This window comes from Bacteroides sp. AF34-31BH (assembly GCF_003602795.1).
Classification (GTDB): Bacteria; Bacteroidota; Bacteroidia; order Bacteroidales; family Bacteroidaceae; genus Bacteroides; species Bacteroides uniformis.
This window is the reverse complement of sequence record NZ_QTLV01000009.1, coordinates 132,440-145,003: the sequence shown is the minus strand read 5'-3', so window position 1 is coordinate 145,003 and position 12,564 is coordinate 132,440. Positions and strand designations below refer to the sequence as shown.

9 protein-coding genes are annotated in these 12,564 nt (G+C 46.4%); 6 read left to right on the top strand and 3 right to left on the bottom strand.

The window, feature by feature from the left end:
- Window positions 1-30: 30 nt before the first annotated feature.
- From DWZ67_RS14175 to serS, 4 genes are all read left to right on the top strand, one after another.
- Entirely contained in the window at window positions 31-2,043 is a 2,013-nt protein-coding gene (locus DWZ67_RS14175) for an HAD-IA family hydrolase (protein ID WP_005828889.1), read from the top strand.
- A gap of 226 nt (window positions 2,044-2,269) precedes the next feature.
- Window positions 2,270-2,587, top strand: a complete 318-nt coding sequence (gene rplU / locus DWZ67_RS14165) for a 50S ribosomal protein L21 (RefSeq protein WP_005828892.1) — start codon at window positions 2,270-2,272, stop codon at window positions 2,585-2,587.
- A 22-nt stretch (window positions 2,588-2,609) separates the two neighbouring features.
- Window positions 2,610-2,879 (top strand): 50S ribosomal protein L27, encoded by a 270-nt coding sequence (gene rpmA / locus DWZ67_RS14160; RefSeq protein ID WP_005828893.1) that lies wholly within the window; start codon window positions 2,610-2,612, stop codon window positions 2,877-2,879.
- A gap of 141 nt (window positions 2,880-3,020) precedes the next feature.
- Window positions 3,021-4,295 (top strand): serine--tRNA ligase, encoded by a 1,275-nt coding sequence (gene serS / locus DWZ67_RS14155; protein WP_005828896.1) that lies wholly within the window; start codon window positions 3,021-3,023, stop codon window positions 4,293-4,295.
- Window positions 4,296-4,442: 147 nt separating this feature from the next.
- Here the strand turns inward: serS and DWZ67_RS14150 are convergent, their stop codons facing one another.
- Genes DWZ67_RS14150 through DWZ67_RS14140 form a run of 3 tightly spaced genes read right to left on the bottom strand, consistent with a single transcriptional unit; the run spans window position 4,443 to window position 8,300 of the window.
- The gene (locus DWZ67_RS14150) at window positions 4,443-5,144 is read right to left on the bottom strand and encodes a LytR/AlgR family response regulator transcription factor (protein ID WP_005828898.1); all 702 of its coding nucleotides are present in this window, start codon (window positions 5,142-5,144) and stop codon (window positions 4,443-4,445) included.
- Between the two features lies 1 nt (window position 5,145).
- Window positions 5,146-6,159: a sensor histidine kinase gene (locus DWZ67_RS14145; RefSeq protein ID WP_009037054.1), complete on the bottom strand. Its 1,014-nt coding sequence runs from the start codon at window positions 6,157-6,159 to the stop codon at window positions 5,146-5,148.
- A 5-nt stretch (window positions 6,160-6,164) separates the two neighbouring features.
- Window positions 6,165-8,300: a TonB-dependent receptor domain-containing protein gene (locus DWZ67_RS14140; protein WP_243635170.1), complete on the bottom strand. Its 2,136-nt coding sequence runs from the start codon at window positions 8,298-8,300 to the stop codon at window positions 6,165-6,167.
- 196 nt (window positions 8,301-8,496) lie between these two features.
- Here DWZ67_RS14140 and DWZ67_RS14135 point away from each other — a divergent pair, with 196 nt between their 5' ends.
- Together DWZ67_RS14135 and DWZ67_RS14130 are read left to right on the top strand one after the other, a co-directional pair.
- Window positions 8,497-10,803 carry a bifunctional dihydroorotate dehydrogenase B NAD binding subunit/NADPH-dependent glutamate synthase gene (locus tag DWZ67_RS14135; RefSeq protein WP_120139118.1) on the top strand — a complete coding sequence of 769 codons (2,307 nt, stop codon included), beginning with the start codon at window positions 8,497-8,499 and terminating at the stop codon, window positions 10,801-10,803.
- A 107-nt stretch (window positions 10,804-10,910) separates the two neighbouring features.
- Window positions 10,911-12,557, top strand: coding sequence for a S41 family peptidase (locus DWZ67_RS14130; RefSeq protein WP_120139116.1), 1,647 nt, complete (start codon window positions 10,911-10,913; stop codon window positions 12,555-12,557).
- Window positions 12,558-12,564: the final 7 nt, after the last annotated feature.

Genomic DNA, 12,564 nt, shown 5'->3' with positions numbered 1-12,564 from the left:
TTTACACTATCTTTGTCACAAAAAGTCACAATGAATTACACGACCTATCTTTTCGACTTTGATTATACGCTTGCTGATTCTTCCCGCGGAATCGTCACTTGTTTCCGCAACGTACTGACCCGTCACGGATATACAGAGGTGACGGATGACGACATCAAACGTACTATCGGCAAGACTCTGGAAGACTCTTTTTCCATCCTCACCGGCGTGACAGATGCCGGACAACTGGCAGGATTCAAGGCAGAATACCGAAAAGAGGCCGATACGCATATGACTGTCAACACGGTGCTTTTCCTGGAAACCAAGTCCGTACTGACTGCACTGAAGGACTCCGGCGCCCGCATCGGAATCATCTCGACCAAATACCGATTCCGCATCAAGGAACTCCTCGACCAGCATTTTCCTGAAGATTTTATGGACATCATCGTGGGTGGTGAAGACGTGAAAGCCGCCAAGCCATCTCCCGAAGGGCTACTCCTTGCCATTAAGCGGCTACATGTCAGCAAAGCCGAGACCCTCTATATAGGCGACAGCACGGTAGATGCGGAAACAGCCCAAGCGGCCGGAGTAGACTTTGCTGGAGTCACCCACGGAGTAACCACTGCCAAAGAATTGGAGAAGTACCCACACCGGAAAATAATGAACACCTTGGAAGAACTGCTGGCAGTTCAGGAGGAGTATCCTTCCATATTCAAGATTGAAAATCCCATCCGGCCGGAAAACGCGCATGCCACTTCTCCCCGGAAACAGAAAAGGATAAGCGTCTGGCAAATCCTCCTTCTAGTGACACTCTTCTGGCTGGCTATTGAAGAGCTGGACATGACCGACGACAGCAACTTCTTCCCGGTTGTTTTCATACTGACATTGTGGGGTATCCTCCAAAAAAGAAGGATACTACCCAACAAAGCAAAAACTTTCATCGACTCATGGTGGCACCCCTGCGCAGTACGCTTACGCGCATTTCACATCAAGCTGATACAAGGGAGAAAAACTCCTCCCGCTGGCAACGAAACCTGCACCTGCCTGAATTGCGGCACCACCTATACCGGCAACTACTGTAACCGTTGCGGACAAAGCCGTAACACTCCACGCTATCGGTTGAGTAACGCGCTTAAAAACATTGCCGGAGGCTTCTTCAATATAGATAATGGCTTTGGACGTACCCTTCTGGAACTCCTCTACCGTCCGGGGTACATGATTAGAGACTTCATCGGTGGTAAGCGTGTAGAGTATTTTCGCCCGTTCCAGACACTCTTCATTCTTGCAGCCCTTTATATCATGGCTGTGCAACTGGTAGACCCGGAAGCCCTAAGCAAAAAAGAAAAGACGGAAAAGACAGAGCAGACAGACAAAGAAGAAATCATTGCCGCTAAAGAGAAGCTTACCAAAAAGATGGAGAAAACCTATAGCAAAGAGGAAAAGCGAGCCCTCGCCATCACTATAAAAAGCCTGGAGAAAAGCTTGAACAAACTGGAAGAGAAGAACGACTCCACTTCTGCCACACAGGTATCCGAACAGAACAGCGATGATGGCGACCTCATCGATGAATTTGTAAACGACACCTCGGAAGTGGGAGACAGACTGGAAAAAGTCTTCCAGAACTCTCCTTTCCTAATGAAAGTATGGAATCTGATGAAGAGCTGGGGACACGGAAACAAGGCATTCCGCATCATTGCCACACTGCCTTTGTTTGCACTTGCCACCCAACTTGCCTTCCGACGCCGGAAATATAAGTTAAACTACAATACCACGGAGCATGTGTTCATACAAGCCTACATAGCTTGCCAGATACTCCTGCTGAGCATCATCGTGCTGCCTTTCAACGGGTACGCAAAGGTAGACGATTTGTATGAGCTGCCTTTATGGCTTATTTTCGTCCTATTCTGTTGGGATTACAAACAATTGTACCGCTGCACCTGGTGGAGAAGCTTTTGGCGCACTATCCTCATGCTGACTTACAGTCTTGTGCTACTCGTCATATTCGCGTGTCTTGTAATGGCGCTGATGCTGGCCGGTATCTATGTTCTGAAATTCATTTTGTAACAGAAACCATCCCTACACGGACTGTTTCTCCTTGATGAAACAGTTTTTCTCCAATAATCTAAAAGTACAATCTGCATTAAAAGAACAAAAAAGCAAAAGAACATTTGTCCATTTAGAATAAAAAGAGTACTTTTGTGCCCGATTATTCCGCACCGGGTTCGACCAAGTGCTTTCTAAGTGATTAGAGACCACCCGACGGAGCTAACTTATACATTATATATAAGAAATGTACGCAATTGTAGAAATCAACGGTCAGCAATTCAAAGCAGAAGCTGGCAAAAAGCTGTTTGTACACCACATCCAGAATGCAGAAAACGGTGCAACAGTAGAGTTTGACAAGGTTCTTTTGGTAGACAAAGACGGCAACATCACCGTAGGTGCTCCCACAGTAGAGGGTGCAAAGGTTGTTTGCCAGGTCGTATCAAACATGGTAAAAGGCGATAAAGTTCTTGTTTTCCACAAGAAAAGAAGAAAAGGTTATCGTAAGTTGAACGGTCACCGTCAACAATTCACAGAGTTAACAATTACAGAAGTAGTAGCTTAATCAATTAAAACAGTAAGAAGAAATGGCACATAAAAAAGGTGTCGGTAGTTCTAAGAACGGCCGCGAATCACAGAGCAAGAGATTAGGCGTTAAGATATTTGGTGGCGAAGCTTGCAAAGCAGGTAACATCATCGTTCGTCAAAGAGGTACTGAATTCCACCCGGGTAATAACATCGGTATGGGAAAAGACCACACTCTTTTCGCTTTAGTAGACGGAACTGTACAGTTCAAAGTGGGCAAGGAAGACAGACGTTCAGTTTCTGTTATCCCTGCAGAAAATGCAGAAGCATAAGTTTCCGAACAAGAAATAAGGAAAAGGGATGCAATCCGAATAGGTTGCATCCCTTTCTTTTATGTCAAAAGCAACACTTTATTTGTTTTTTCCATATCTTTGCACTCACAAAACCGAATAACATAAAAACAAGTATAAGATATGCTTACCATCAAACAAATTACAGAAAACACCGACGCGGTTCTCCGCGGACTGGAAAAGAAGCACTTCAAGAATGCAAAAGAAACCATTGCACAAGTGCTGGACTTCAATGACAAAAGAAAAGCCAATCAAACCATCCTAGATAAAAACCTGGCAGAAGCCAACTCACTCTCCAAATCCATCGGACAACTGATGAAGGAGGGCAAGAAAGAAGAAGCAGAAGCCGCCAAAAGCCGCGTGGCCGAGCTGAAAGAAGTCAACAAGGACTTGCAAGCCAATATGGACCAGGCTGCCAACGATTTGCAGACTTTGCTTTATACCATCCCCAACGTTCCCTACGACAGCGTGCCTGAAGGCGTAGGTGCCGACGACAATGTAGTAGAGAAAATAGGTGGTATGGAAACCGAGCTGCCCAAAGACGCCCTGCCCCACTGGGAACTGGCCAAGAAATATGACTTGATAGACTTTGACCTGGGTGTCAAGATTACCGGTGCCGGCTTCCCCGTATACAAAGGCAAAGGCGCACAACTGCAACGCGCACTCATCAACTTCTTCCTGGACGAAGCACGCAAATCCGGCTATACGGAAATAATGCCGCCCACAGTGGTGAACGCCGCTTCCGGCTACGGCACGGGACAGCTGCCTGACAAGGAAGGGCAAATGTATCATTGCGAAGTGGACGACCTCTACTTGATTCCTACCGCCGAAGTCCCCGTAACCAACATCTACCGTGATGTGATTCTGGACGAAAAGCAGTTGCCCATCAAGAACTGTGCATACACACAATGTTTCCGCCGTGAAGCCGGTTCATACGGGAAAGACGTACGTGGCTTGAACCGCCTGCACGAATTCTCCAAAGTGGAACTGGTACGCATCGACAAACCGGAACACAGCAAACAATCCCACCAGGAGATGTTGGACCACGTGGAAGGTTTGCTTCAAAAGCTGGAACTCCCCTACCGCATCCTGCGCCTTTGCGGTGGCGATATGAGCTTCACGGCTGCCCTCTGTTTTGACTTTGAGGTGTATTCCGAAGCACAGAAACGCTGGCTGGAAGTAAGTTCCGTCTCTAATTTTGACACTTATCAAGCCAACCGTCTGAAATGCCGCTACCGTACGGCAGAAAAGAAAACAGAGCTTTGCCATACGCTGAACGGTTCCGCACTCGCTCTGCCACGCATTGTTGCCGCCTTGCTGGAAAACAACCAGACTCCAGAAGGAATCCGCATACCAAAGGCATTGGTTCCGTATACGGGATTTGAAATAATAGACTAAGGCCATAATAGTCACGTGCAGCAATACGCCTTTGACACTTTCTTTCGGGCACGAATTACATGAATTTCACAGTTGCGGTTAGCAAAAAACGTGAAATCCATGTAATTCGTGCCCGGAGTTTTATCATGACAAGCTTCTCCTGCGCAACTACAAAGTATTCTTCAAAATACGTGCAAACACCTCCTCGCGGAAATTACGTGCCACCGGAACAGTATGCCTCCCAACTATAATCCGATTGCCATCTATCATCTCAATCTTTTCCAAATTTATCAGATATGATTTATGGACTTGCTGAAATACTCCACCAGGAAGAGCCTCTATCATACGCTTCATGGTAGAACGTACAAGCAGCTTTGTGCTTTCCGTATAAATACAGACGTAATTTTCCAGCCCCTCCACCACCAGAATATCCTTAAACAACACCTTATGCATCTGACGGTCTGAACGGACAAATATAAAATTATTAGCTTCATCCGGCCATTTCTCCTGCTGCAAAAGACCATGTACTTTATTCACCGCTTTCAGGAACCGGTCAAACGAAATCGGTTTCAACAGATAGTCCGTAACATCAAGTTCATAACCTTTCAATGCATACTGCTCATAAGCGGAAGTGATAATCACATGAGGCGGATGGGCAAGAGATGCCAAGAGTTCAAGCCCCGAAAGATAAGGCATTTCAATATCCAGAAACAACAAGTCCGGCTGCTCAGTCTGCAAAAGAGTGTTCAACTGCATAGTATCTTCACATACACCCATTAAAGAAAGGAAATCCACCTTTTCCACATAGCGTTGCAATCCTTCACATGCAGTAGGCTCGTCATCGGTTATTACACATTTTACCTGTTTCATCCTATAATTCTATCACAAGTTTTACTCTAAACAAAGTATCTCCTCTATTTATGTCCAGCGTATGACGCTCCGGATATAGCAGCTCCAGCCTGCGCCTCAGATTTTCTATGCCGATTCCATGTTTTCCTTTCTGGTGCACTAATGGTTCCGGTATAGAATTTTCAATACTAAAACACAACTTGCCTTCTTTCAGACACATATCCATAGCTATAAAATAGTTCCCTCCCACATATTTGAAAGCATTCTCCACCAACGGTACAAACAACAATGGATAAATCTCAACCTGCGCCTCCATTTCATCGAAATGCACCTGCAACTGCAGCCGCTTCGTAGCACGAAGTTTACATAGGCTGATGTATTGTTTCAGATATTCCACTTCCACACGAACTTGCACTTTCTCCCCGTCATTGTATAATTGGTAACGAAGCAAATCGGACAATTGCTCAAGAGTATGCCGTGGAGCCTCATTATTCTCATCTATCTGAAAATAAACCGTATTGAGTACATTAAAAAGAAAGTGTGGATGATATTGTGCTTTAAGGAATTTCAGCTCTGTCTGGAGCTGGTCATTTTTTATCTTCTCCAATTGCAGGCGTTGAGCTTCGTTTTCCTTCTGTATCATCTGATTACGCAAGAATATATAGAAGAAGCCGCCAAGCAACATACTGACTATGGCGGGAATAGGCACATCGTATAAATCAAGACTTACCCCCATCAAAAAGCGGATAACCCACATCGTCAGAAGACACCAGACGGGAGCTGTCAGGACAACCACCCCGTATTCCTGCCACCACACCAACTTCCGCTTCCGGCACAAACAAAGCCAATACTTCAATAGAAAAAAGATAGGGTAAGACATGAAGAGTACCACAAGCATATCCTTCAACATGAAATTCCACTCATTACTTTCCCAATAGTATTCATGTTTCGGAATATCATTCGCCACACGAATACATAGAAAAAGAATCACGGCAAATAATGCCGGCATCAGCCATTTGTTCCACAGTCTGCCCATAGTAGTTACAAATTTACTCTTTTTGTTTCATCTATTTCTTTTTTCCTTCTGCTTTCTTTTGTATCGCTGCCTTTTTGAAAACGCCAAGAGAAAGCAATACCCAGCACACGTTTGTTGTGCCGTTCGTCAACAAACGCCTGCACACCGGGAGATTGAATATCTACTTTTTGATAATTGGTGTTGAATACATCCTTGGCAAACAAGGTAACGGTGCATCTGTTACGGAACATCTTCTTTTGGATGCCGACATTCACTTCCAGCGCCGGATGTACTGTGGCTTGTCCGTAGGCCATTCGTCCATTATAATTTGCCGAAAGTTCGGCCGACCATACGGAAGTGAAAGCAAACTGGTTCATGCAGCCGAATATCGGGGTAAACATACGGTTTTTCATTTTCTGCCCTTGCTCCGTCCAACCATAATTATTATAAATACCGATAGCGGTCAGATTCACCTTCCAAAAAGAAACAGGTGAGAGGTTGGCGGCATGTACACGCATACCCGTCTGTACATAGGAAGACAGATTCTGGGGCATTACATAGATACGCCGCCCCTCCTGTTCGCGATAGCTCTTCATGATAGCATCATCTGTATGCGAGAAAAAGAGCACTGTCTGAAACCAGTCACGATACACATACCCCAACTCTATATTATCAGAGAAAGAAGGATGCAGCTTCGTATTTCCCCCTTCATGGGTATAGTCATCAAATATATAGGTAAAAGGATTCAAATCACCATAATTGGGGCGGGTAATACGCCTGCCATACGAAAGCTGAAACAGATGTTCCGAAGTCAAACCGTATTGCAAAGCAATAGTAGGAAACAAATGGAAGTAATTCGTTGTAAACGAAGAGTCTTTCTGTTGTGTATTTCCTCCAAAATCCCCGTGTACATGGGTATGTTCCAACCTTAGACCCGCTGAGATTTTCAAGCGGTCTTTCTCATAGCCGACTTGTAGATAAGAGGCATTGATATTCTCATCATATACGAATCGGGAACCAAGTGCCCCGTCCGGCAGCCAGCCGGAAACCGACGGACGCATATAACCTGCCGTATTGTCTATCGTAACAAATGAGGTTTTGACTCCGGCCTGTAACTTCCAAACCTCACTCAATGGATAAACCGCATCTATCTGTCCGACATATAAGTCGGTATTTCCCTTCATATCCCCTTTCAATGTATCGGGCTTAAAACTATCCATCAACTGGTTTCCAACACGGTAGTAATGGAAATAATCAAAAGAAGCGCTGAGTTCTCCCCCTTCTCTTTTAAGCTTATGCACCATACTGGTCCCGACAGAAAGATTGTTCCGGTTTTGCTCCGCATAGCTATAAGTATTTCCCGCAACTCCGATTTCTTGGATTTCCGTAAACATGCCTGCATTTTCCTTTTGTCGGGAAAAGTTTCCACCCAACGAGACTCCCCAAACTGTCCGCTCATTGAGATAATAATCACATCCGGTACGAAAATAGTGCGAATAATTCCTACGCTTCCGGTAAGAGTCCTGCATCATCCTTCCTCCATCCCGTTCGAACGCACGGTCGATAAACAAGTCTATGACATCCTTCCCCTGATAATACGAATAGTTCAAATAAAGATTGAACTTATTCTCCCGGATATTCATGGAGGCACCTCCATAACCGCTACCCGTCCGTCCAAGACTGCCATTGCCGTTCAAAGCCAGATTCACACCGCGCAGCCTTATTTTTCTTGTACGTATATCAATCAACCCGGAGCTTCCCGCCGCATCGTGGCGTGCGGAAGGCTGGGTTATCAAGTCTATCTTATCAGCATTAGTTGCAGGAGTAGATTTCAACAGACTCATCAATTCATCTCCCGAAAGATAAGTAGGCTTGCCATCCATCAGAATCGTCGCACCGCTTTGTCCGTTCAGCAAGATATTACCATTGGAATCTATCACGACTCCCGGCAGGGAAGCAAGAACATCATAAAGACTTCCCGTACTTTGAGTGACTGACGCATCCATCCGGTAACTTGTTTTACCGGCAGATATTTCTACCAACGGGAGTTTAGCAGTTACCATAATTTCTTCCAAACGCTGGTCGGCAATCGTATCCTGCTGCGACCAAACCACCAAAGGCATACTCAATAAAATTGCCCCTAAAAAAACATTTCGATACATACTCTTCCTCATTTTTTATTTCAAAAGTAGGCAGGCTGTAGAAAGTGAACAAATTATAGTGACAAAGGAATGTTATCCAGTGACAACATGCAGTTTTACCCTATTCTTCTTTTGATATTACCAAATAACCCCTATCTTTGCAAAATCTATCAATCTGACAGTAATTGCGTAATTACACCAACAAAATTATTAGATAATGAATAAAATCATTAGCAAAGAACACTTTTCTGAAAAGGTCTTTAAGTTAGTCATTGAAGCACCATTGATTGCCAAATCACGTAAGGCAGGGCACTTTGTCATTGTACGTGTGGGCGAAAAAGGCGAACGTATGCCGCTTACCATTGCGGAAGCCGACCCGGTAAAGGGAACCATCACACTGGTGGTTCAGGAAGTCGGGCTCTCCTCTACCCGTCTTTGCGAACTGAACGAAGGCGATTATATTACGGATGTTGTCGGCCCGTTGGGACAAGCTACGCACATTGACAACTTCGGTACTGTGGTCTGTGCCGGAGGTGGTGTAGGCGTAGCTCCCATGCTCCCTATCGTGCAAGCGCTGAAAGCTGCCGGCAACCGCGTCATCACCGTACTGGCAGGACGTACCAAAGAACTGATCATCCTTGAAAAGGAGATGCGCGAAAGCTCCGACGAAGTCATTATCATGACCGACGACGGTTCCTACGGACGAAAAGGTCTGGTGACGGAAGGCGTAGAAGAAGTCATCAAGCGCGAGAAGGTGAACAAGTGTTTCGCCATCGGCCCCGCCATCATGATGAAATTTGTTTGTTTGCTGACAAAGAAATACGAAATCCCCACGGATGTATCCCTGAATACGATTATGGTTGACGGTACCGGCATGTGTGGCGCCTGCCGAATCACCATCGGAGGAAAGACCAAATTTGTATGTGTGGACGGCCCTGAGTTCGACGGACATCAAGTGGACTTCGACGAGATGCTGAAGCGTATGGGCGCCTTCAAGAGCATCGAACGCGAAGAGATGCACAAACTGGAAGAACCTCAGACCTGCCAAGCCACCCATGAGAACGTGCAGGAAGCGGACGAGAAAAGCCGCAATGCCGCCTGGCGCCAAGAACTACGCAAGTCCATGAAAGCCAAAGAGCGTACCGCCATTCCACGTGTAGAGATGAACGAACTCGATGCGGAATATCGTTCGCACAGCCGCAAGGAGGAAGTCAATCAAGGCTTGACGGAAGAGCAGGCACTGACCGAAGCCAAGCGTTGCCTGGACTGTGCTAATCCGGGCTGCACGGAAGGCTGTCCCGTAGGTATCGATATTCCCCGCTTCATCAAGAACATTGAGCGCGGAGAATTCCTCGAAGCGGCCAAGACACTGAAAGAAACCAGTGCACTGCCTGCCGTCTGCGGTCGCGTCTGTCCGCAGGAAAAGCAGTGTGAATCCAAATGTATACACCTGAAGATGAACGAGAAGCCGGTAGCTATCGGTTATCTGGAACGCTTTGCCGCCGATTACGAACGGGAGAGCGGGCAAATCTCCGTACCGGAAATCAAGGAAAAGAACGGCATCAAAGTTGCCGTCATCGGTTCGGGTCCCGCCGGTCTGTCGTTTGCCGGAGATATGGCAAAGTATGGCTATGACGTTACCGTTTTCGAAGCACTGCATGAGATTGGCGGTGTATTGAAATACGGCATTCCGGAGTTCCGCCTGCCCAACAAAGTGGTGGATGTGGAGATTGACAACCTTGCCAAAATGGGAGTGGAATTCGTCAAGGACTGCATTATCGGTAAGACGCTCAGCGTGGAACAACTGGAAGAGGAAGGATTCAAGGGCATATTCGTAGCTTCCGGAGCAGGACTGCCCAACTTTATGAATATCCCCGGCGAGAACTCCATCAATATCCTCTCGTCCAATGAATACCTGACCCGTGTCAATCTGATGGATGCCGCCAGTGAAGACTCCGATACTCCGGTTCCTTTCGGCAAATGCGTAGCCGTGATAGGTGGCGGCAATACAGCTATGGACTCCGTACGTACCGCACGCCGTCTCGGTGCAGAGCGTGCCATGATTATCTACCGTCGTTCGGAAGAAGAAATGCCGGCACGTATCGAGGAGGTGAAACATGCCAAGGAAGAAGGTGTAGAGTTCTTGACCCTCCACAACCCAATCGAATACATTGCCGACGAACAAGGAAAAGTAAAACAAGTGGTGCTTCAGAAAATGGAACTGGGTGAACCGGATGCCAGCGGACGCCGCAGTCCCGTACCCATCCCCGGAGCCACAGAAACCATCGACATCGACCTTGCCATCGTCAGCGTAGGTGTATCTCCCAACCCGATTGTCCCAAGCTCCATCAAGGGACTGGAATTGGGCCGGAAGGGAACGATTGCCGTCAATGATAACATGCAGTCGTCCATCCCGACCATCTTTGCCGGAGGCGACATTGTCCGCGGAGGTGCCACCGTAATCCTTGCCATGGGAGACGGACGAAAGGCAGCAGCAGCGATGAACGAGCAGCTAAAAAAATAAGAATCTGTCATGAAAGGTGGAGACATACGAACTCCACCTTTTTTATTCTACTACAACCTCTCCCTCTACTTTCCCCTTCTAGCATACAATTTAAATATTTCAAGAATATGAAACGTATTTATCTATCCCTCCTTCCCTGTCTGGCTTACCTATTGGCAAGCGCCCAAGAGCCCCTAAACGGGGATTCCCTTGCCTCAGACTTTCGGTATCTGGTAAAAGAACTGGCAGCAACCCATCCCGACCCTTACAGCGGCTTCGGAGGAAAAGTATTCTTCTACGAACAAGCTTTCCATCTGGAGAACGAGTTACGCCGGACTCCCGGTACGAAACAGACCTTTTTTGACAAGGTAAGCATTTTCCTATCCAATCTGCAAGACGGACATACCTACCTTTTACCTCCCACAGCCAATCAACAAGCAAATCAGCGTTACCTGGCACTGGAAGTACGCACCATCCCCGACGGCATTATACTTCAAGGAATCCCTGAAACGTACAAAGACTTGTTAGGTAGCCGTATCACAACCATCAACGGAGATTCTTTAGAAGAGGTACTGGCCCGCACTGCCGCTATCCAAGCCAGTGAAAACCTATATGACCGTTATGCCAATCTATGCAGGTCCATGCCTACGGAACATTTCTTGAGACAGCTTTTCCCTGAAATGAAAGACAACCTTCACCTCTCACTTCTTACTCCCGACGGCAAATCAAGAGGATTAACCCTTCCCTTATTGTCAAGGCAGGAAGTGCAAAACACACCCATGCAACACAATAACAGTTGGAAAGCTTATACAGACAAACAACTGGCCTATCAGTTCATAGACAACGACAAGCAAATAATGCTCATCAATATCAACAGTATCATGGCACGGGATAATTTTGAGTATATGCAAAAACAAGGGCTGAAAGATTTATACCGGCAAATAGGATTCTATTATCGGGATATCCTGAAACAAGATATGCCCGCCGATACCCTGCAAGCCATTCGGCAACTCCCGTCCCTTTCCGAAGTTTTCGCCCATATGCTGAAAGAGATGAAGAAGGAAGCCTCCTCCACCCTCATCATAGATTTGCGCAACAATAGCGGCGGCTGGACTCCAATTGTCCTACCCACACTTTACCAACTGTTCGGCGACCACTTCCTGCAAACGGATATGGATATAGAATTCTATCGTATCATCTCTCCCCTCTACATGCAAAAACTACAGACAAACTTACAGGATTTCAACCAAGCATACGGAACAGACTATGCCTACGGTGACTACACTTTTAGTACGGACGAAGCAGACACCACAGACATAGAACAGCGACGGACCGACTTCATCGAGAACTGTATGTCCAGTGTGCCGGAAGAACTGAGAAAGCAACAAGGAAAGGCGCTCTATACTCCGGAACACATTTACGTCATTACCAACGAACGTACCTTCAGTGCAGCTTTCCACTACACTTTCTATCTGTGGAAAATGGGTGCTACCCTTGTAGGAATACCCAGCGGACAAGCCCCCAATACCTACATGGAACAAACCTTATTCCGGCTACCCTATACCGGTATGCAAGGCTCTATCTCCAACTCCATACAAATATGCTTTCCGGGCAAAGACCGGTGTGCCCACACACTTTATCCGGACTTGATGCCCACCTATCAGGATTACCAAAGATATAATTTCGATGTCCAAACTGAGATTCTGTATTTACTCGACAAGATTAAATCGGCTCCTCATTCTCATACGAACCCTGCGGAGAAGAATCAGAAGTAAAACAAAG